At 53.3% G+C, this 21,229-nt stretch carries 13 protein-coding genes and 2 pseudogenes; all 15 read right to left on the bottom strand.

The window, feature by feature from the left end:
* Window positions 1–192, bottom strand: a 192-nt coding sequence (locus FYJ24_RS12640) for a hypothetical protein (RefSeq protein WP_206192603.1), incomplete at its 3' end; no start/stop codon positions are given.
* Between the two features lie 55 nt (window positions 193–247).
* Window positions 248–1,161: pseudogene (locus tag FYJ24_RS08630) on the bottom strand (IS256 family transposase); the annotation flags it as partial.
* Window positions 1,162–1,549: 388 nt separating this feature from the next.
* Complete coding sequence (drt3b, locus tag FYJ24_RS08625) at window positions 1,550–3,589, bottom strand: antiviral reverse transcriptase Drt3b (protein ID WP_154545485.1); 2,040 nt, start codon at window positions 3,587–3,589, stop codon at window positions 1,550–1,552.
* Window positions 3,586–4,974, bottom strand: a complete 1,389-nt coding sequence (drt3a, locus tag FYJ24_RS08620; protein WP_154545483.1) for an antiviral reverse transcriptase Drt3a — start codon at window positions 4,972–4,974, stop codon at window positions 3,586–3,588. The genes drt3b and drt3a overlap by 4 nt, the downstream gene beginning before the upstream one ends.
* The gene (locus FYJ24_RS08615; RefSeq protein WP_154545481.1) at window positions 4,971–8,054 is read right to left on the bottom strand and encodes a type I restriction endonuclease subunit R; all 3,084 of its coding nucleotides are present in this window, start codon (window positions 8,052–8,054) and stop codon (window positions 4,971–4,973) included. Before FYJ24_RS08615 ends, drt3a begins: the two co-directional genes overlap by 4 nt.
* On the bottom strand, window positions 8,051–9,271 hold the full coding sequence (locus FYJ24_RS08610; protein WP_154545479.1) for a restriction endonuclease subunit S: 1,221 nt from the start codon (window positions 9,269–9,271) through the stop codon (window positions 8,051–8,053). Before FYJ24_RS08610 ends, FYJ24_RS08615 begins: the two co-directional genes overlap by 4 nt.
* The gene (locus FYJ24_RS08605) at window positions 9,268–10,314 is read right to left on the bottom strand and encodes a virulence RhuM family protein (protein WP_154545477.1); all 1,047 of its coding nucleotides are present in this window, start codon (window positions 10,312–10,314) and stop codon (window positions 9,268–9,270) included. The genes FYJ24_RS08610 and FYJ24_RS08605 overlap by 4 nt, the downstream gene beginning before the upstream one ends.
* Window positions 10,311–11,231 (bottom strand): restriction endonuclease, encoded by a 921-nt coding sequence (locus tag FYJ24_RS08600; RefSeq protein WP_154545475.1) that lies wholly within the window; start codon window positions 11,229–11,231, stop codon window positions 10,311–10,313. The genes FYJ24_RS08605 and FYJ24_RS08600 overlap by 4 nt, the downstream gene beginning before the upstream one ends.
* Window positions 11,231–12,121, bottom strand: a pseudogene (locus FYJ24_RS08595) (type I restriction-modification system subunit M); the annotation flags it as partial. The pseudogene FYJ24_RS08595 and the gene FYJ24_RS08600, both read right to left, overlap by 1 nt.
* Before the next feature lie 252 nt (window positions 12,122–12,373).
* Window positions 12,374–15,010: a DEAD/DEAH box helicase family protein gene (locus FYJ24_RS08590; RefSeq protein ID WP_154545473.1), complete on the bottom strand. Its 2,637-nt coding sequence runs from the start codon at window positions 15,008–15,010 to the stop codon at window positions 12,374–12,376.
* Window positions 15,010–17,043 carry a DNA methyltransferase gene (locus FYJ24_RS08585; RefSeq protein WP_206192598.1) on the bottom strand — a complete coding sequence of 678 codons (2,034 nt, stop codon included), beginning with the start codon at window positions 17,041–17,043 and terminating at the stop codon, window positions 15,010–15,012. The genes FYJ24_RS08590 and FYJ24_RS08585 overlap by 1 nt, the downstream gene beginning before the upstream one ends.
* On the bottom strand, window positions 17,040–19,385 hold the full coding sequence (locus FYJ24_RS08580) for an AAA family ATPase (protein ID WP_206192597.1): 2,346 nt from the start codon (window positions 19,383–19,385) through the stop codon (window positions 17,040–17,042). Before FYJ24_RS08580 ends, FYJ24_RS08585 begins: the two co-directional genes overlap by 4 nt.
* Window positions 19,378–19,602, bottom strand: a complete 225-nt coding sequence (locus FYJ24_RS08575) for a helix-turn-helix domain-containing protein (protein ID WP_154545467.1) — start codon at window positions 19,600–19,602, stop codon at window positions 19,378–19,380. Before FYJ24_RS08575 ends, FYJ24_RS08580 begins: the two co-directional genes overlap by 8 nt.
* The gene (locus FYJ24_RS08570; protein ID WP_154545465.1) at window positions 19,602–20,249 is read right to left on the bottom strand and encodes a hypothetical protein; all 648 of its coding nucleotides are present in this window, start codon (window positions 20,247–20,249) and stop codon (window positions 19,602–19,604) included. The genes FYJ24_RS08575 and FYJ24_RS08570 overlap by 1 nt, the downstream gene beginning before the upstream one ends.
* Window positions 20,249–21,148: a hypothetical protein gene (locus FYJ24_RS08565; RefSeq protein WP_154545463.1), complete on the bottom strand. Its 900-nt coding sequence runs from the start codon at window positions 21,146–21,148 to the stop codon at window positions 20,249–20,251. The genes FYJ24_RS08570 and FYJ24_RS08565 overlap by 1 nt, the downstream gene beginning before the upstream one ends.
* Window positions 21,149–21,229: the final 81 nt, after the last annotated feature.

The following is a 21,229-nucleotide window of genomic DNA, read 5'->3' as shown; positions in this document are numbered from 1 at the left end:
TTCCTCCTTCGGCATTGAATGACTTCTTTGTCTTTCAACCACCCCTGCCGGTATCGCGGCAGCCCCTGCGTCAAGAACCTTATCTAGGCAATCACCCGAAAGCGTTGCATCTCCCGCTGGCTGATTCACAAGTACTGCCCCGTGATGAGCGGACGGGTCTGCATGAGGACCTCTCAAGTAACACGTCTGCATAGGTCCTACCCACCACGGCGCAGGTGGCTAACCAGGAACCCTGGTCACCCCCATTGTGCATAGATAAGGTCTGGACCGTAGTTTTGGGCCAGACGACCTCGACCGCGTCGGGGAGGCCCTTCAGCCCGTCACATACGAGGAAGAAGGTGTCAGTGACGCCTCGGTTCTTGATTTCGGTGAGTACGGAGAGCCAGTATTTCGCTCCCACGCCCCCAGGGGAACCCCCATTAGAGGCAACGCACTCATCACACACCCCGCTTCGCTCCCACGCCCCCAGGGGAACCCCAGATACCCAGCACGTCCCTCGTACCATCCAGACTGACACCGATAGCCGCAACGATGGCCCTGTTAGCTACCTGGCCGTCACGCACTTTCACAACGATGGCGTCGACTGGTCCCGTTTGATGGAGCGAAGCGCACAAATGGAGAGATAGCGGCGTACACCGAATCCAGAGGACGACTGGCCCATTCATGCATTTCTTCTACGACCCGGTCAGTGATCCGACTGACCGTCTCTTTCGACACCGACGCCCCGTAAATATCCTGGAAGTGAGCACTGATCTCCCCAGTCGTGAGTCCCTTGGCGTAAAGCGATAACACCACCTCATCCACGTCGTTTAGACGGCGTTGGCGTTTCTTCACAATCACCGGTTCAAAGGTCCCTTCCCGGTCCCTGGGCACCTCGATCTGGACCTCACCGACGCTATCAGTCAACACGGTCTTCTGTGTGGTGCCGTTCCGTGAGTTCGATGCTCTTCCTTCGGCTGACTTCTCGTGTTTCTCCCGGCCCAGATGCTCTGTCATTTCCTCATTCAACGCGGTCTCCAGGACCGTCTTCGTGAACTGCTTCAACAACCCATCAGGACCCGTCAGATCAAGCCCAGCGGCCTTGGCCTGCCGGACCAACTCAGCCGCAGCGACCATCTCAGGCGTCGGCTCCACGCTCGTTTTCTTCTTCTTCGATGCCACAGCATCCAGTGTTGCAACAGACACAAAACCATGCCCACCATCACGCCAACCAACGATCAGCGGATAAGGCCACTTACACAGATCCCAGGACAGTCCCCCCAACGAACCACTAGATGGTCAAACCCTCCATAGAATGAGAATTGAAGCTCGTAACAAGTACAACATTGGGATCGATAGTGTTGCGCTACTTGAGACGAGATCTCCCACCCCTGTCTCAAGTACGACAGACGAAAGCGCCACTGTCGAAGTCGATCTAGTCACTATGTACTGATAGTCATCAGGAAGCAAGAACTTGGGTGCGGGAAAACGCTGAGGCTCGATCCCCGCTGGCCGGTGTGTGCCTGCAACCCAACATGAATCACAGACAGAGCGCCTCAGAGCCGTGCATTTAGTATACCACCTGTGAAGACTTCAATGAAAGACGCCTGTAATACGCGTCGTCAATCTTCCAATCAAAGAACGTACACGCCGCAGAACTCCGGAGGTCCCGTATCTGTGCCTGGGTATAGCCAGTCGCAGTCCTGACCTCTTGAACCTCAAGCCAGGAGCAATGTGGGATACTCAGTCGGAGAATCGTCCTTTCGGTCTCGTGTTCTGGATCAGTACATCCTTTCTCGACTAGACATTTCGCTTGCGCAAGAAGATTCGAACGAGCCCAAACACTGTCACTACGATCACCACAGCTTCGTAGAAGCACTAGCACGCTCAGTCCGTCCAAATTATCGAACGTGATCCCACGCGATTCGAGAATCTCTTTGATCTCTTGGTCAGACAAGCCAAAGTCGATGTAGGTCAGGCAATCAATGAGATTCTGAGTATGGATTCCGAAGCTCTTCTCTTCCCGGGCAGTTCGTAACTGCGCCATGAGCTCGCGTCGGATTTTATCGCGAAATGTTGACATCTCTAATCTGGTGAACCCAGATTGCTTCAATGTGTCGTAAGCCAGTGTGACTATCTGGGTAAGCTTCATGCTATGCGACGTCGAAGGTGCACCAGAATAGGCAAAGAGTGCAGTGTCAATGCAAGCTATAAGGAACTGGGCCATATTCACCCGGGTCTTGGTCTTCAGGCCATTGCTATCCGACTGTTCCGTCAGCCACTGATCAAATGCAGCATACTTTTTGCAAGCTCTACGCACGTGATCGAAAATACGATAGAGATACCAGTTTGCAAGTTCGCCGTGCTCGAGAGAAGTATCTAATAGCGTCGACTTGTATTCCAAGATGGCGGTGTCAACAGGAAAGAAAAACTTAGCACTTGGCGCTGATACTTCGCGTGCGGTCTCGTACGTCATGAGGCGATCCAGGTTCTTGTTGATCCTGTGCTTAGCCACTGACATCTCTGAACTGAGTGGCGTCTCGTACCCGAATGTCTTCTGATCATTGATGTGAAGTTTGTAGAGCGCTAGATTCTTGGATAGGACATCCTGGATTAGGTCGCCATACTCCTGTTTAGTGACGAACACAAAATAGTCATCTACATAACGCATGATCTCGTAGTCGATGCCTGCGCGCAATTGCTTCTGTGAATCCTCAAGATCCCGAGACGTTAGGACATCTACCTCTTGGAGGATGACCTCTGCAAAAATCCTTGAAGCCTCTGGACCGATTAATATCCCACTGGTCTCCCTATAGTTAGTATTCTGGAAGAGCTTATCAAACGAGTCACCAAATGTACCCTTGGTGGCACTGCCTGTCTTGCTAGGCCTAATCCCGTTCGTCACCCACGAGACAGTATGTGTATAAATACTGTCAAAGCACTTTGACACATCCAGACGCCACAAATAGGGATACTTCCGTTCGCATGCACGGAACTGTGCCGAGTTGTAGAGACGGTGGATCCCATTGAACTGCTCGTAGGTGAAGTATGAGCGAGAATACTCGTATTCGAGGTCATACTGCTCTACGAGAACCTCTTCATGATCGGCCTTCCTGTCAAACATTTTGTCTTTTCGGATCGCGATGCGTGCAACCTTGGCCGGATGCCTAACAGAGAACGGACTTCTTGTGCAGTAGTACAGAATGGAATCGGCGTAGTCGTCAATGAACCGCGTCAACTCGACCATAGACTGAGGGTGTGGCACAGCCAGATACCGGGGCCTGCCGTCATTTCTCTGGATGACGTACTTGTAAGGGTGGTGTTGAGAAAATGGCATTTTTGACACCGTGAAGTGCGTCCAACCGTCTTCACTCCTGCTTGGCCCAAGCCCACTTGAGAACAACTCGCGAAGCTGCAATAGGTCACCAGCTTGCAGACGATTGCTTTTCACTCGGAATGCATTAGCTGTAGTCCATTCAAAACGCAAAGTGCGTAGAAACTTGTACAGAGACCGGTTATCAAAGGGGAGCGGGAGTTCGTACGGAAGCACTTCCGAGAGAAGCCCACGCAGTGGACTCCTAGGTAGTTTCCGATACTTCTTCTTGGTCATACTATATGCTCCCAGCAGCGAGATATCTGTTGGAGATCTTTAGGGGAATATCTCAGGAACGCTCGCTGTTTAAAACCGCTCACGAAGCTCTGTTGCCGCAGTCGCGTTTCCAGACGCTCACTCATCTTTCCTTTGTGCTGCTCGATGAGCTGAGTAAGTCTACAGTCGAGTTCCTGCAATTGGGGAGCACTTTCTGGAAGTGCGCTGTTAGAAAAGTAGATGCCAACCGAAACCCCGCTCTTTGAGTTATGGAGACGGGTGTTGGTCGATAGGAACCGAATTCGCTTTATGAGTAGCCCGTCACTGCCTGTATTGGCCCTTTCGGCGCTCGGTTTTGATCTTAGCCAACTGTCAAATGCACACTCAATCTTCCGCACATAGCGATCAGTCCGCTTGGGTGTTAACCTGGTCTCCAGCGATGTATGACCTCCCGGTCTGGAGAAGGTGTAACCAAGGTACTCTATTTCCGCCCTTCCCTGTGTGTATTGACCTTTGTCATTCGTCGTCAGGTCAAAGCTCTTTGAAGCATTCTTCTCTAATCCGAGTCTGACCAGCAGATCAGATATCATCGAGGAGATTCCGGCCATCTGGTCTGCTGCCTGCGTAACAACGATGATGTCATCAACATATCTTGCGTAGAAAGCCACCCCCGGCATTGTCCGCAACTTACGGTCAAAGTCCGAAAGATACAGGTCTGCGAGGGCCGAACTAATCCCAACCCCACGGGGCACTCCATGATCGTTCCCTGTCAGTACGGCGAACTCCTGAATAAGCTGGTCAACTAGCTCACGAGTGACGGTGTCGATACGACTGCTCGCAACTAGGGCTGCCCGGATTCCGTCATGCGGGATACTCTCAAAATAGGACTTCAGATCGAGCCGTATAACACCATGCTTGTACTTCCGGTCGAGGGCTTGTTGGAGTGCCCGGATGACTCCATTCCTCTCAGTCACAGGGGTCAAAATTGCCGATCTGACAACTGATTCCACCTGTTTGGATGCGATTTGTAGATGTAAACTAGCACCAATCTGATAAGTCAACTTACCCGCAACTGTCTCACCTTGGGCAAGAACCCAGGAGAACTTGGTCCCCTCAAGCTCGGTGTTCAACTGGTCAAGTGCGGCATTTAGCGCCCTTGTAGTAGCTTCATCGCGCGCCTCCCGGAGTTTCAGCCGGTCAGCACGAAAAGCTTCCTTGACTTTCTGTTGCTTTTTATCGTCGCCATTGCACCCGACAAGATCATCCTTGTAGCGGTCTCGCCGGTTCTTTAGAGCCGTCACGGCGTTTGCAACATCCGGATCCCTTAATGTTGGATCCTTCGCTCGCCTCCCTAGTAACTCGGTCAACACCACGTAAGACTTGAGGGTGTACGGAAGAACTGTCATTGAATACCTCTCCCCGAACTTAGCCCAAAGAACCTATCGAAATAGCTGGTGAGCTTGTCGATGACGCGGCGTTTCTTTGCTCCGTGGGCCCCATTCTTGTTGAACCTGGACACGGGTGGCAGGACTTTCATGATCGCAGTACCGCTGGTGCGGAGGTTGCCGTCTTGGAAAGCACGATCAATGAACTGGTGAGTCTCTTCCGGCTTGAGACCCTCATCTGCAATGATTTCACTGAGTTCGGTTTCTTGTCGCTGAGCGATGTAGGCGCGCCATTCCTCTTCGACAGTCCCGTCCAGGCTGATGGAGACAACGAAGTCTTCGATGAGGTCTTTCTTGGATCGCAAAGTCGGGCTGGCATCAACAGCTCGGCTGATTTCTGCACGGATCTCTTTGTCTTCACCGTCCCCGTACCGCTCACGATATTTCTGGACCAGCATGAGAATGTAGTCGACGTTGATCTCAACCTGTTTAATCAGTTCGATCTCGAAGACCACATCATCATTGATGTCTTCCTTTTCAGATTCGCTGCCCCGGCGAAACTCGTTGTACAAGTCCAGGTAGACACTGCGATAGTCCTGCTCTTGCCGGTCGGTGAGCATCTGGTTGCCAGCAAACTCGTCAAAGGAAGCCAAAATATTCTGCAGGCGCAGGATCGCTCCAAAGAGTGCAATGAAGTCCTTCTGGGCCTCTTCACCGACGATCTGAGTGCCGAGGGGATAGTCACGGAGCAGATCAGTGACCTTCTCGGCGTAGTCCTGAAAGTATTCTCCGTATGGCTTCAGAGTGACGATGCCTTGAGCGTCTTTGTTGCCAAAGAGCGCGATGGCATCGTTAACCTCCTTCTCGAGGTTCCGAAATGACACGATGTTGCCGTAGGTCTTCACCTTATTGAGAATCCGGTTGGTCCTAGAGAACGCTTGAATCAACCCATGAGCTTTCAGATTTTTGTCCACCCACAGAGTATTCAAGGTTGTGGCATCAAACCCAGTGAGGAACATGTTCACCACGATCACCAGGTCAATCTCCCGTGATTTGAGCCGCTTGGACAGATCCTTGTAGTAGTTCTGGAACCCATCAGAAGAGGTATCGAAGCTGGTGCCGAACATCTGGTTGTAGTCTTGGATCGCGTCTTCCAGGAACGACCGGTGGTCCATACTCAATGCCCCAGTTTCGAAGCCTTCTTCCTCAAGGATCCCGTCTTCCATATCCGGGTTAGGTGCGAAGCTATAAATGATCCCGACTTTGAGTTTCTCGTCAGGAGTTCGGCCTTCTTGAGCCAGAGCAAACTGGTTGTAGTACATACGGGCCGCATCAATCGAGGCAGTCGCAAACAAAGAATTGAAACCCCGCAAACGCCGGTCCTTGACCGTGTAGTGCTCATTCCGGCGAGTCTTCTGATCAAAGTGCTCCAGAATGTAGTCCACGATGTCACGAACCCGGCGCGGATCAAGCAGTGCCTTCTCCTTGTCAATGGAACTAACTTCTTTGTCCTCCAGCAACCCCGTCTTGATCGTGTTGATGTAATCAATGCGGAACGGAAGCACGTTCTTATCGGTAATCGCATCCACGATCGTGTAGGTGTGCAGCTTCTCCCCAAAAGCCTGCTCCGTCGTCTTCAACTGCGGGTTACCACCAGAGCTAGCATTGGCGGAGAAAATCGGTGTGCCAGTGAAGCCAAACAGGTGGTAGTTCTTGAATGCCCTCGTGATCTGGGTGTGCATGTCGCCGAACTGGGAGCGATGACACTCATCAAAGATGATCACCGTGTGACCCTGGAAAGCCTCATGCCCCTTGTTAGCGGCAATGAAGTTCGACAGCTTCTGAATCGTCGTCACGGAGATCTTGCGGTTCACCAAAGTCTCAGAACCACGCTTACCCAACACTGTCCCAACCGGAGTCGTCAGCTGCCTAGCTAGCTGCCGCGTGTCTTTCGAACCGTTCACCGATCCTGGTGAGAACCGCTCATACTCAAGCATCGTCTGGTAGTCCAAGTCCTTACGGTCAACCACGAACAGCACCCGGTCAACCTCAGGAAGCTCTGCCGCCAGTTGCGCCGTCTTAAACGACGTCAATGTCTTGCCTGAGCCGGTCGTGTGCCAAACGTAGCCGCCAGCATCGACTGTCCCCAGTTGCTTGTAGTTAGTCGAGATGAGGATCTTGTTCAAGATCCGCTCCGTCGCAACGATCTGATAAGGCCGCATCACCAGTAGCGACCGATCCGCCGTCAACACGCAATACTTCGTCAGCACATTCAAGAGAGAGTGCTTAGCGAAGAAGGTCTTAGCAAACGGCACCAAATCGGTAATTGGCTTATTCGTCGCATCCGCCCACCACGACGTGAACTCGAAACTATTCGACGTCTTCTTACTCTTCTTCCGCCCCGCAGAGTCATCCAGATGCTGCCGACGAGTCGTATTCGAGTAATACTTCGTATGGGTCCCATTGGAGATAACGAACAGCTGCACATACTCAAAGAGACCAGACCCGGCCCAGAACGAATCCCTCTGATAACGGTCAATCTGATCAAATGCCTCGCGCAGCGCCACCCCGCGCCGCTTCAACTCCACATGAACCATCGGCAAACCATTAACCAAAATGGTCACGTCATACCGGTTATCGAAAGACGCACCCTCATCCTGAGAGACTGCATACTGGTTAATCACCTGCAAGCTGTTGTTGTGGATATTCTTCTTATCAATCAGCGTAATGTTCTTAGTCGTCCCATCATCGCGCCGAAGCAACTGGACGTGATCCTCCTGGATCCGAACCGTCTTCTCAATAATCCCATCATTCGCCCCAGCAATACGGTCCCGGAAGAACTGCTCCCACTCCATATCTGAGAACTCGATAGAGTTCAGTTTCTCCAACTGCGTGCGCAAGTTCGCAACCAAGTCAGCCTCGGACGTAATCGGCAAATACTCATACGCCTGCGACTCCAACTGCGCAATAAAGTCCCGCTCCAACGCAGCCTCAGACTGATACGACACCTCACCTACAGCATCCGACACATACTCCGCGACCACCGTTGAGAGCGGAGAAACTGCGATTGGATCATATTTGCGAGCCTTAGCCTCACTCATGACTGAACCTCCAACTCCTTGAAAGTCAGAAGCCGATCACGGTAATACTCATACTGCTTACGACGCGCAGCAAGCTCAGCAGGAAGGCCAACAGACAAGTCCGTTGTAAGCGCATCAAAGGCATCAAGTTTTTCAACAATCTGGCGTTGCTCTGCCAGTGAAGGAACTGGTATTGGGAAAGATTTGATAATGGCCGCGTTCAGATCGGATCGAGCTCCCCTACCCAGCGCTTTCAACTCCTGGTAGCGAGAGGCAATCCAATGGAACACGTAACGAAAATCTGCTTGATATGGGTTGATCTCTAGGTTGCAGCAATGCTGGTTTGTTGTAAGTGGAATCCTCGTGACAGCGGACCTGCCTGCAGTTGCACCAGAAATAGCAACCACCACTGTATCCGCCGGGACCCATTTGGCGGAGGTCTGTCTGACTGCCTCCTCAGTGATTTTGACTTCCGTCTCCCAAACATCAGCAAACCGGACCTCGTTCGTCCGAAGCCATGGAATAGTACCATCCTCATAGAACTCAGCCTTACCGGCTTTGGGGGTTCCTCCTGACGAGACATGCTTGGACACCCCGGCCAAAGTTGACCATTCAGCGTCGTCACCAGGATTCAACAACTCAGTCCGATAATGCTCGTACTGCTGCTTCCTGGCTTCCAGCTCGGCTTCCAGCTCCGCTTCCAGCGCTGTGAACTTATCAAGAATCGAGACGATTTCCCGTTGCACCTCCAAAGGAGGAACAGGTAGGCGAAACGCACGAACTCTTGTATCCGGGATCGAAGGGTAGTTACCTTCAACCTGTTGCGCTGTAACGTATTGTTTGAAGGTCTCAGTTCCAAGCGAGTGCGCTAGGAATCCAGTGAGTACCTGCTCAGAGTCTGGCCGCAGGACGCAGTATCCAGTACTCGCAATCTGGCCATCGTACTCTTCCGGAATCACCGTCCATCTCATTTGAGTGGGGCGTGTCGTGGCAAATATTACGTCGCCGGACTGTACCAGTTGTCGAGCTCGACTTGGAGCATCGTCAGTCGTTATCTCGACAGTCTGGTGAATCTGCTTTGTCACGCGATCCACTGAAGACAAATCAATATACCTGTAGCTCTCTTTCGCAGTGTCAGACCAGCGAACGTTCGAAGTCTTCGTGGTCAGGTCTGACAACGCCTTGAATTCCACTCCGTCCGGACACAACTCCTGAATCAGTTTGTCGATGTGGCTCATTTGTCTGCTCCTTCAACGTCACTGTTGAGTTCTTCTGCGGCGCTTTCGAGGGTGAGGAATCGGTCAAAGTCGCTGATGAAAAGCCGGTCTTGGATAATGCGGTATTTCTCGAACTCGGTTTCGGCGTGGAGTTTAGCTTGTTCGTGGGAGATCTTGCCCGGCCCAGTGAGGATTTCTTGCTCGTTGAACTCAAGGAATCCATCAAGTCTGGTGGCCCAGTCTCGCATCGACATGGGGACTTTTCGGGTGGCTTGGAGTTCTGCATAGTCCAAGTACATGGAGACGATGCGGTTCAGGAAGTCGAGTTCCTCGTCAGTGAGGTAGTTCTTCGCGATGGTAACATCGGTCTTTACGATCTTTCCGCTTGGCGCGGTCTTCCAGGTTGTGAGGCCCATGTGCGGCTTGTCAGCATCGGCGCGATCCACAATGAGTTCGGCCGCGGTGTGGCGACGCGTGGCCCAGTGCAGCTTGTTTTGAACTAGCGCGAAGAAGTCTCGAGTTGTCGAAGCATTCGAATCATAGTCAAAGGCGGTGGCGTAGATGTCGGTAATCTTTTGGTAGAACTTTCGCTCGGAGGCGCGGATGTCGCGGATGAGTTCTAGCTGGCGCTCGAAATAGTCATCGGTGAACATGTGACCGGACTTGAGACGCTCTACGTCCATGGTCCAGCCCTGAATGGTGTAGTCCTTGACTATCTGTCCCGCCCATTTGCGAAACTGGACTGCCCTGGGGTTCTCGACTTTGAAGCCGACTGCGATGATGGCTTGAAGGTTGTAGTGCTTGGTGTTGTACTTCTTGCCATCTGCAGCAGTTATTAGGAATTTCCTAATAACTGAATCCGGAACGATCTCCCCGGACTCAACCAGCGTTTTCAAGTGTGCATTGATGGTCGGGATGGAAACGTCATAAAGCTTTGCCATAAGCTTCTGGGTCAGCCAGATGTTCTCATCTTCGTAGCGCAGCTCGATAGCACTGTCATCGCCACCTGTTGCGGCGACAAAAGTCAAGTACTCGGCAGAAGATGAGGTAACCATGTTAGTCATGCGAAGAAATCCTCATCAATCTCAACAGCCTTAAACGTCTTGCGAACTTGGACGCCTACACCGTAACGGATCATAAGGTTAGTCAAGCGATCGCCGTCAATGAGGATAATCCGAATCGGCACGTTTTCCGCATAGGTCCGGGCACCATCTGAAAAATTGCTGGTCGTGATAAAGACTCCGCTGTCCGCCTTCCCACTCAGTGCCCCCACGAATGCTTGAAGATCAGGTCTGCCCACATTATTGCCAGGAGCATAGCGTTTGGCCTGAATGTAGACGCGGTTAAGCCCCAGGATGTCCTGGTCGATAACTCCATCTATTCCGCCGTCATTACTGAGCTGTGTAACATTGCCAGTTCCATTGGTCCCTCCATATCCCATGGCAAGCAAGAGATCAACAACTGCCTGCTCGAAGAATCCTGGTTCTTTTCCCTGGAGACGAACTAATAGTTCAACTGCGACTTCCTCATTTATTCGGTCTATACCAGTTTGTACCTGCTCCAAAGGCGTCATTGTGGAAACCTCAGAGGTAGGTGTTTCCTCTTTGACCTTGGTTTTCTTGGCTGTGGATTGGTACACGCGTATGGGCGACGTTGGATCTTCCCCCAGAGCCTTGATATCCCGTTCCTTCGCCCCATTAGGGAAAAGAGTGATCAGTTCCCGTCCGGCCTCAGTTATTCGGTAATGGCCCCGCTTAGGACGTTCAAGCGCACCTACGTTATTCAGAAATGAGACAGCCCAACCGATTCGGTTCTCGAACTTGAGGTCACCAGAGGACAAGCGTTCATTACGTTGATCCGCATCAAGGTTTGCTTCATCAGCTACAAGTGGCTGAAATTCACGCCAATGTCGTACTTTTCCGTCTTCTAGCACTCGCAGGACAGGAAGCATAAACCCCTCCCAAGTTGGCATTCCTGTCATTACTCCGCTCCCTCCAGGTCCGCAACAATAGCGTCGATTTGGTTGCGCAGCTCTGCCTGACGCTTTACGATGCGGGCGATCTCTTTGTTGAGTTCTTTAATATCAATGACTTCACGAGTGTCTTCTGGCTCAACGTAGGAAGAGACTGCGATGTTGAAGTCGTTCTCAGCAATTTGCTCGTTGGATACCAGCTTCGCGAAATACTCAATATCTTCGCGGACTGTGAAAGCATCGAGGATCTTCTGCTGGTTCTCCTCGGTGAGCTTGTTCTTGTTACCGTTGCGGGTGAACTCGGCGGAAGCATCGATAAAGAGGACGGAGTTATCCTTCTTGGATTTCTTCAAGACAATGATGCACGTGGCAATGGTCGTCCCAAAAAATAAGTCCGGCGGCAGTTGAATGACGGCGTCAACGTAGTTGCTGTCGATCAGGTATTTGCGGATCTTCTTCTCCGCGCCACCTCGGTACAGGACACCGGGGAACTCAACGATCGCAGCGGTGCCGTTGACAGCCAGCCAATGCAAAATATGCATCGTGAAGGCCAAGTCCGCTTTGGACTTAGGTGCCAGGACCCCCGCAGGAGCGAAGCGCTCGTCATTGATGAGGAGCGGGTTGGCATCTCCATCCCATTTGATCGAGTATGGGGGGTTGGACACGATCGCCTCAAACGGCTCATCATCCCAATGCGCGGGGTCAATCAGGGTGTCTCCGTGAGCCAGGTCGAACTTCTCATAGTTAATGTCATGCAGGAACATATTGATGCGGGCCAGGTTGTACGTGGTCAGGTTAATCTCTTGACCGTAGAACCCATCGGTGACGTTGTCTTTACCCAGGACTTTGGCGAACTTCAACAGGAGTGAGCCAGACCCCGCTGCAGGATCGCACAAGCGAGCGGATTGGATACAACGCCATGTAGGGCGTGGATGAGGCAGATGGGGCGAAACTAGCCTGCCACTAGGAAAAACGCGCCATGACGTGTCCCACCGAGCCTCGTACCTCGGCTGTACGTCTCCAGCATCTGCTGCGGCCGGGAGGCGGAGCCGGGCAACGTGAACCACGACGGGTGTGGCTGACAACAGAGCGCCAAAAGGTGCGTGGAGCGCCGAAAGGTAGTGCCGGGTAGGACTTGCTATTCACCCTGGTCAGATGAGGGTTGCGGCTTTGAGCGCCTCCCGGAATTCCGGCATGCGGTTTTCCTGGTTGTAGAACGGCAAGCCGACGATGCGGTAGTCGGTGTTGTCGACGTAGATGGTGTGCGGGATGGCATTCTGCTCGATGGCGAGCAAGAAGTCTTCCTTCCACTTGTCGGTTTCGAGTAGGTGCGTGCCCTTCGGCTCCACGTAGATCTGTTGCTGCTTGTAAGGCTGATCCTTCTTGCGGAGGAAGAGGAGGTAGTCAGGCTCGAATCGCTCGCCGGTTGCAAAGGAGTAGATGGCGAGCGGAGCCAGCCGTTCGTTGCGCACCAGGTAGACCTCGTCGTAGCGCTGCTTGAGGTCGTCAACAACGGTCGAGAAGTACTTGACGAAGGACTTCTCTTCGCTGGTGCCGTAGTTGTCGTTGTAGACGTACCAGTCTGCGTTTTCAAGATCGATGCGGCGGCTGGAGTCGGGATCGTTGGTTTGGCTGGTGCCGATCCCACCTTCGACTGGGTTCGCGATCTGGAGGCGCTTGTTTCGCAGCACCTCGTTCAGCCGTGTGGCTTCGAACTGGTCCGTGCCACGGTAGGTGACCTTGATGCCTGCCAGGTAGCTGGCGACGGCTCGGAACACCTTATCCAGGCCAGCCCGCAAATCGGTCGCAGTGAGATCTTCAGTGTCGCTTTGGAAGGTAATCTCAGTTTTACCGAGATAGTCACTGGACGTGATGAACTCGCGGGTCGAGTCCAGGTGCGGGAAATAGTGCTTGAGCGCCTCGAAGCGTAGCGCGTCGTAACGCGCTAACGATCCCAAGGTCACATTCAACGGCATCTCGTTGATCTTGAGGCGAATCGTATGAACTTTCGGACTCTTGGATGCCTCTTTTCGTTTGTCGTCGGTTTCGAAGAGGCTCACGAGCCGGGAAGGCGCGTGGCGGACATCGAGTTGATAGATCGCCGATTTCACCCGGTTATCCAGCTGGGTGACCTCCTCGCGGGAGACTTCCTCGCGGCGATTACTGAACACCATCGCGTTGTGGTAGAAGTCCGTCTGTTTGAACGACGGTTTGAGTTCGTAGGTGACTTCGGTTACTTCATCGGGCAGCAAGCCGGTTTCACGTAGCGCGAGGCGTAGCTCGGTGATGTATTTTGAGTCCTGCTTTGAGTGGTAGAGCAGGGTTTCAAGGAGCCGGTTCGGGCTGTCAAGGTCATGGTCGTACTTGCGGACGGACTTGTCTGTCGGGTCGCGATCCACGGACTCGTTGTCGAGTAGGAACGGGAAGTAACGGGCTCCGCGACCGATCAACTGCGCTTCCTTGATCGTGTACGCGCCAGGCTTGCCTGCTTTGCCTCCCTGACGTGTTTCGTACAGGCGGACGATGTCGTACAGGTTGAGCACGTCCCAGCCCTCGTTGAGCATGTCGACCGTGAAGATGATCCGATACGGGTTGGAGTGATCTTCGAGCGAGTTCACTGCCAGCTGCTTCTCAGTGGAGTTGTCGGTTGAGCCGTTCATGATGATGGCGTTCTCTTCCGCGAACCCTTGCTGGATGCTTGATCGCAGGGAGCGCAGGCTCGGATCCTTCTCTTGGAAGTATCCGACAGCTTGTTTCATCAGGCCGTCGGTGGCCATGCCCAGGATTTCGCTCTCGGTGAGGCGCTGGAGTCGCTGGAAGAATTCGTCGTAGAACGCTTTCGAGTCATCGATCCGCTGCGACTTCAACAACACCACTGGCTTCGAATAGACACCACCGTCAGCGAACAACGCGCGACGATATTCAGACACGATAAGTGCTTGCAGCGTTCGACCCCACGGGTCGAGGACGGACTGGAAATTCTGGAAGTCCTTGGTGAACCCGGACTCGCGGAAACGCGCCAGCGGGTAGTCGAAGACGATCTTGTCCTTGTACTTGCGTTCTATGTTGCGGTCGCGCAGATCGACAGTGGCCGTGAACTCCAGGAGCACATTGTCCCGGTTGCCTAGGAAGGCTGAGCTGACTGTGTATTCCCACGAGCGGTCTTCCTCGTCTTCGGCTTTCGTCGCCTTCTTGGTACGCGTATTCACATGATGCGACTCGTCGGAAATCATCACCACAGGAGCATCCTCGAAGTCGTCGCTTGTAAGCGCATTCTCCTTCGGGTCTAGGAAATCCATGTGCAGCTTTTGCGTGGTCGAGAAACAGAGATTGATCGCGTTCGGGTCAGCGGCAGCAAAGTTGCTGACCTCGTTGACGGGGACTCGCATTCCGTCGATCTCGATTGACTCGGCGAACAGATACTTAGCCGAGGCCGCGTCTAGGAAGTTGGCTTTGGTCTTCTCGATGATGTTCGTCTGGTTCACGAAAAACAGGAAGTTGCGGTAGCCGAGCGAGTAATAGTGCAGGATCAGTCCTGCCATCATCACGGTCTTACCTGAACCAGTCGCCATGTGATACAGCAGATGCGTCTGGCGGTTCTTCGAGAAGTTCTCGTTGCTCAGATATTCGAGCGTGTTCGAGAACGCGTGCTCCTGGTATTCGCGCAGCGCGATGTGCGGGGCAAGGTTTTGCACGATGTGAGGGGGTAGCTCGTGTCTATTCCCGAAGTCATAAAACAGGTCGAGCTGCTGGAACAGGAACATATCCTGGCTAGTCGAGATACTCATTATTCGCCCTTCCGATAGAAGGACTTCGTGAACGCGATGTCAGCGTCCGACAAACCAAGCTCCGTATCCTCAGCTTCCGAGGCGTTGACATAGAGTCGGTTTTTGTCGATCAGCTCAGCCACAGCCCGCTTCTGCTCGTCGAGGGACAGCTGCTCGAACTCCGTTGAGGAGGCCGCAAGCTGGTCGGGCAAGACAGACGGCCGCAGCAAGCCACGTTCAGTTGCCCGGTACAGTACTTCCTGCACCTGCTCCGTAGTTGTTGCGCCCTGCAACTCGCGCATCAACTGTTCCCCCTGCTCGGCAAGCTCGACGAAGACGAAGGAGCCGCCGCCCTTCCAATCCTGCGCTTTCGAGACGCCGCCCTGCTCCCCACCAATGACTTTCTGCAAGCGCGGGATCGTGACTGATGAGATGTAGTCCATCTGTTCAATCCCGATGTAGCGACGCCCCATCTTGTGAGCCACCGCTGCCGTAGTTCCAGAGCCAAGGAAGAAATCAAGAGTGATGTCGTTTGGCTGAGTAGCGAGCAACATGACTCTTTCGACCAGAGTCTCGGGCTTTTTTCCGTTTGGGAACGATACGCTCCCCTCCTTCGTCAGGTTGTTGTATTGCAAATCCGTCCAAAGCGTCCCAACACGGTCGCGATACTGGTAACTTCCATCGCGTTCTACCACTGCATCGGAAAGGAACATCATCATCCTCTGCTGGGCGCCTTTATAGAGGATCTCCGTGACAATCCCTTCGTTTTTTCCTTTCGTTGGCGTGTATTCGAACCCAACCATTTCGAACTCATCGAACTGCTCCGCCAACTTCATTACTCTCCCGCGCACAGAGCTTTGCGCGTTAGTGGTCTGGAAGATCTTGTCCGCGTGAGTTCTATACACCTCAGCCTCGGAGATCCCCAGTTCTTTGGCGAAAGCTCGAACAGACGCTGTTTCCACATGCGAATAACCGAACAGCCTCTCACCGGTGTCAACGTTCTCGTGCAACAGAGTTTTACCTTCAAGTCTTGTAAGAACTGAGGTGTACTTCCAACTCTTACCGGAGTCCTCATACGCTTGAATGTGTTCCTCTAGGTTGGTGAATACATACGTGGGGTTGATGCTGGCGTTCTCGCTGGAGCGATTCTTGTAATAAATATTGATGTACTCCAGCTCGTCCCGGAGGCTTTTTCCGATTGAAGATCCTGAGACGCCACCAACCTTGGTTTTCACAGAGATGACATTAATGAAATTATCGGCCCCAAACACCTCGTCCATTAGGACTTTCAAATATGCCTGCTCGTTATCGTCGGACTGAACAAAAATGAATCCGTCTGAACGCAGTAGCCGCCTCGCAAGTTCCAATCGGTTTTTCATGAAGGTTAGCCATGTCGAATGATTAAATCGGTCGTTATAGCCGAAACTATCTGTCCCGGTGTTGTATGGCGGATCGATGTAGATGCATTTGACTTGGCCTTCGTAACGTTCTAGTAGTGAGCTCAGGGCGAGCAGATTGTTGCCTTTGATGATCAGGTTGTCGTTCTTGTCGAACTCCGTGACGTGTTCTTCTCCTTCTGCGCTGTACCGGGTGGCGTTGCGGAAGGCTTTGGGTGCGAGGAGTCTGCCTACTTCGTCGGGGGCGAGGGTTTCGTTATAGAAGATTTCGTCGCGTTTCTCGTCCTCTTTGTCTTGACCGCCTTCTAACATGCAGTCTTTGTAGGGCCAGACGAGAGCGACTTCGTTTGATGAGGTGAGCAGGTCATTGTCGTTGGCAGATAGGCCGATCTTGTTGCGGTAGCTGGTGTAGCTGTCAGGCAGGAACTCCTTGGAGTTGACGACCCACATGAACTTCTCCTGGTCGAAGATCGTCACACCATCGACGTCCTTGAAGAAGTGTTCTTTCAGCACCGGTGAGGCCATGAGCCGGCGGATCAACTGGGCGTCGAGCTGGTTGACGGCGTCCTGGACTCGCGGTTTGAGTAGCTGGCCGTCTTGTGAGACAAAGCGCTCGTCACCTTTTAGGACAGTTTCGAGTTCTTGGAGGAATGTCATTGTGTGGCCTCTTCCTGGGTAGATGGGATTGTTGTTTGCTGTGCGCCCACCGGTTTGGAAGGAGCGTTGAAGTCTGTTGTTTGCTGCATCATCATGTTGTAGTGCTGTTCTTGCCCCATCAAGTTGAAGATGCTGTGGAATACGCGGCGGCATGTTTCGGAGTCGGCAGCGTGTTCGATGTAGAAGGTGTCGTCGCCAAGACCAGTCATTTCATGGTTGATGTAGGCGAGGATCGATTCGGCCTGGCGTAGATCGGTTAGGTCTTGGCTGCCGTCATCGTTCACTGTGATGAACTGGTCTCGGTGGTCTTCGAGAATGTGGGTTCTGAGGTTTGCACCGTCGTGTCCGCACAGCTGGAGGAAGTAGTGTTCGAGGATTCGGCGCATGACGTTGAGTAGTGTGGTCGAGCTGCTGACTTCTTTGTATTCCTGCCACAGGGTGGCGTAGGCGTTGGCGACCGGCGAGTAGTTCTCTTGGAGCGATGGCGCGTCGTGGCGGTTGCGGACGCAGGTCAGCACTGACGAGACGTTGTTGTGCTTGCGGACGAGGTAGTACGAGACGTGCTTGTAGTAGGAGACTCTGTTGTAGGTGGCTTCTTTGAAGAAGTAGGCGTTGTGGGTCAGGACGAAGATCTGTTTGATGTGATCGCGTCCGCTGGTGCCGGTGGGTGGGCCCCAGTTGTTGAGGGTGATGTTGACGAGTTCGCGTATGAGGGCTGCGACGATGAATAGTGCGCCTGTGTCCATGGAGGAGACGGGGTCGTCGATGATGACGATTTTGTCTTTGATCTCGCCGGTGTTGGTGAGGCTTCCTTGGAGATGGAAGTAGAAGTAGAGGAAGGCGATGAAGTTTCGTTCGCCTTCTGAAAGCCGGTCGGCGATCTCGCCGTTTGCTCGAATGACTTCGTACACGTTCGGTGTGGAAGGTTTTTCTCGTAACTTGAAGCCTTCGAACCCAGAGTCGTGCAGGAGCTTGTTGATGGTGATCATCGTTTGGGCAGTGTTGACGGTCTGCTTCGTGAGGTTCTCGATGTCCAGCTCAAGTTCATGGACGCGTTGGTCGGCTGCGGCCTTTTCCTTGTCCAGGGCGGCGATCTCAGATTCCAGGGTTGCCTTGTCTCTGCGGTAGGCGGTGACGGTTTCATCCAAGTCGAAGGCGAGGTGTTCCCAGACCTGTTGGATGCAGGTCTGCTGTTGGGATCGCTGGTTGTTGACCACCGTGTTGTGCTGGTCAATCTGGGTATTCGCCTGGCCGATGAGCCGGTTGATCTTCTCCACCACTGGCTGGACGGGTTCCAGTGTGACAATCGTGGCTGGCTGCTGGATCTTCGCGTCCAAGGTTTTGAGGTTCGCTTCGACCGTGACCCGCAATAACTCGAGCTGCGTGTCGTACTCAGCCAAATCCAACCCAGGTTTCAGGTCGGCTAACTGGTGGCTCTTCGGCGTTTCCAGGAGAGCGCTTGTGACGGCCTGGTAATCGCTGGCGAACGCTTTCAGCGCTGTGACGTCTGCCCGGTACGAGTCGTCAATGCTCGCTGCCAGCTGTTCCTCGAAGTTTTCGGGGAGCTTTTGCGCACAGTAGGGGCACGTGTCTCTGGCTTCGGTCGCGTACGCTGCGTGGCCTTGCTCGATCCACCCCAGTGCGCCAAGGGTCTTCACGAACTGTGCGTATTCGGTATCGGCACTGCTGGTGATGGCTTTGCCGAGGAGGTCGCTGTCGGGTATCTCGTCACGCAGAGCCGCAAGCCTCGGATAGGTGCGTGCCTCGACGTCGAAAGCGACGCTGTAGAGCTTGCCAACGTCTTCCAGGTCGTGTTCCTTCGCGGTTTGTTGCGAAAGAACCTCATCAAAGAATCTCTGCTTGCTCTTCTTCTTGCCTTCTTGGGTCGCAGGGAACCGCGTGCGGATATCGGTGGACTTGTCCCAGCAGGTGCCAGCTGTCTTCTCGGTGAGAGTGGTAAGGGACTGGTTCTTTTCGTCTCGTTGTTCTTTTGCCTTGTTACGACGGGTTCGCTGCTCGTCTAGCTCTTTGGAGGCTTGTGCGATCTGGTCTTCGACTTGAATGTTCTGCTCGTCGAGGGTGAATACCCCAGCGAGCTGTGAAGATGACCGTAGATTATCTTCGACGAAAGTGCGGTCATAGAGATGAAGCGTGTAGTCGTCGGGTTGACGTTCAGGGTTCCAAGCCACGCCCATGCCCGTCTTGAGTGAGCGAGCGAGGGTCGTCTTTCCGGTGCCGTTGTTCCCGAAGAAGAAGTTCACGGCAGCGAGCGGCACTGTCTCGTTGTGGAAGGTCGCCTCGTTGAGGGTCAGGCTGAGGATTTCTGATGGGTATTTATCCACGTGCATCTCCCTCAGCCAGTTTTCCTGCACGTACGAGTTCGTCAATTTCTGACAGTTTGAACTTGTACATCTTCCCGACCTTGTATTGAGGGAGCCGTCCTTCTTTCATCCAGTTCCGCACCGTGTCCTTACTGAGGCTCAAGTGCTCGGCGACATCTTCGATATTCACCCACTTTTCCGGATAGTTCTCCGACAGCTTGTCGCTGGTTGCAGCCATTACGAAATGCCTCCTTGTGTGATCGCGTAAGGGAGGTAGTTGATTCCAGCATCGTTAAAAGCTTCGAAGAGATTGACTCGTTTCAGCGCCCAGTGGGTTCGATTCAGCTCGCTAATCCGACTGTACGCATTAATGGCAAAGTAATGACTGTGGTCATTCAGGGCTTGTTGCGGAATCGCTTGTATTTTCTGGAACCCGATGCGTATCCCGTTGTCTTGAACACGAATGCTGTTGATGATTCCAAACCAAGCCTGTTGGTCATCAAGGGCACGCCCCATGGCACCGTTCTCTGCCATGAACAATGCCGGATAGTTCATCAACTCCTGCAACATATCCGGTTGCAGATGCTGATACCGCTGCTTGAGTTCGGACGCAGTAGCTTCGGTGAGCGCCCGGGTCGGATCGACCAGGAAATGATCGGTTGAGAAGTCTTCACCCGCGATGACGAACAGATGGTAGCAGCTTGGATCTAGCTGCCGAGCTGCCCCCGATGCCGTGTTCGATAAAGTGGCAGACGGAGCGATCACCATCGGCATGAACACATGCTCGACGTGAGCAATGTTCGTGTTGTGGTGACCGGCTTGAGTCACCCCGTAAACCTCCGGCATGCCATTCGGCTGGCGCGGCTCGACACTCTTGCTGACCATCACGACCACCGTCCCAAGTTCAGCGTCTCAACATGTCCAATGTTCGTGTTGTTTGTGCCGCCCTGAAAGACCACAACACGTGCTGTCTCAGACTTACTGGTCGAAGGTTCGGAGTCGTCGGCGAATGCTGACGTGGTGTGGGTTTCGTCTTCGTCCGTGACAAATTCAGCCTCTATAACCTCTGATTCGTCGCTCACCATGTTTGTCGCGTCGTCGGCATCGGTGCTGCGGATAACGGGTATCGCTTGCCCCAGGCTAGAAAGAAGATCGGCATGTAACAACCACTTGCTGTTAGGGATGGAAGGTTTTTCATGCCAACGCTCGAATGTGGTTCGTCCAACCGTGTTGTCGGGGACGTTGGTGACCACGTAGTGCCAAGCGCCCACGAGTAGGGCATCCAACTCCACGCTTTTCACCGTAGCTAGGTCAGATTTGCGTGCCGGGAGCCCGCTGCCATTGACGAATAGTTCTTGCTCGTCGCGGATTGTGTGGTCGGCTGCAATCAGGCCGATGAGTGAACCTGCAAGCTGAGGACCCCGGTAGTCGACATCAATGAAACGGTCGATGAACTCCGACATTCGCCCTAACGGTCTTACGTAGTCTTCCCGCACCTGCCGATCAAAAGCGTCGACCAGATCGCTCTGGTCGAAAGGTAGATATATTCCCTTCGCGAGCTTGCAGGAACGGTAGCCCGACACATTCTGCGGGAAAGTCGAACTGGCAGGTTCTGGATAGCCGGGGGCAAATACTTCAATAAGCGTTTTCAGTAATTCTCGATTGTTGAGTCCGTCAGATTTACCGGCCAAGGAATCGCGAGCCTTCCCTGTTGGGCGTTTGGCTGCCTCACAGAGGAGCATGAAAGTGCCGCCAGTGAGCCGATCACAGTCACGAACAGCCACGAGCGCTCCTTCCAGTAGAAATCCCGAACCTTCCGAACCTTGCGAACCCTGCCGAACTGTTGTTGCCGAACCTTGCGAACT

Source organism: Scrofimicrobium canadense (assembly GCF_009696615.1).
In the GTDB taxonomy this organism is placed as follows: domain Bacteria; phylum Actinomycetota; class Actinomycetes; order Actinomycetales; family Actinomycetaceae; genus Scrofimicrobium; species Scrofimicrobium canadense.
The sequence above is the reverse complement of the archived record's forward strand: the minus strand, read 5'-3'. Positions and strand labels throughout refer to the sequence as shown.

Coding starts and splice junctions, on each gene's coding strand:
- FYJ24_RS08605 (WP_154545477.1), bottom strand. CDS start 10,314: ATGACTAACATGGTTACCTCATCTTCTGCCGAGTACTTGACTTTTGTC.
- drt3b (WP_154545485.1), bottom strand. CDS start 3,589: ATGACCAAGAAGAAGTATCGGAAACTACCTAGGAGTCCACTGCGTGGG.
- FYJ24_RS08575 (WP_154545467.1), bottom strand. CDS start 19,602: ATGGCTGCAACCAGCGACAAGCTGTCGGAGAACTATCCGGAAAAGTGG.
- FYJ24_RS08570 (WP_154545465.1), bottom strand. CDS start 20,249: ATGGTCAGCAAGAGTGTCGAGCCGCGCCAGCCGAATGGCATGCCGGAG.
- FYJ24_RS08585 (WP_206192598.1), bottom strand. CDS start 17,043: ATGACATTCCTCCAAGAACTCGAAACTGTCCTAAAAGGTGACGAGCGC.
- FYJ24_RS08590 (WP_154545473.1), bottom strand. CDS start 15,010: ATGAGTATCTCGACTAGCCAGGATATGTTCCTGTTCCAGCAGCTCGAC.
- FYJ24_RS08615 (WP_154545481.1), bottom strand. CDS start 8,054: ATGAGTGAGGCTAAGGCTCGCAAATATGATCCAATCGCAGTTTCTCCG.
- drt3a (WP_154545483.1), bottom strand. CDS start 4,974: ATGACAGTTCTTCCGTACACCCTCAAGTCTTACGTGGTGTTGACCGAG.
- FYJ24_RS08600 (WP_154545475.1), bottom strand. CDS start 11,231: ATGACAGGAATGCCAACTTGGGAGGGGTTTATGCTTCCTGTCCTGCGA.
- FYJ24_RS08610 (WP_154545479.1), bottom strand. CDS start 9,271: ATGAGCCACATCGACAAACTGATTCAGGAGTTGTGTCCGGACGGAGTG.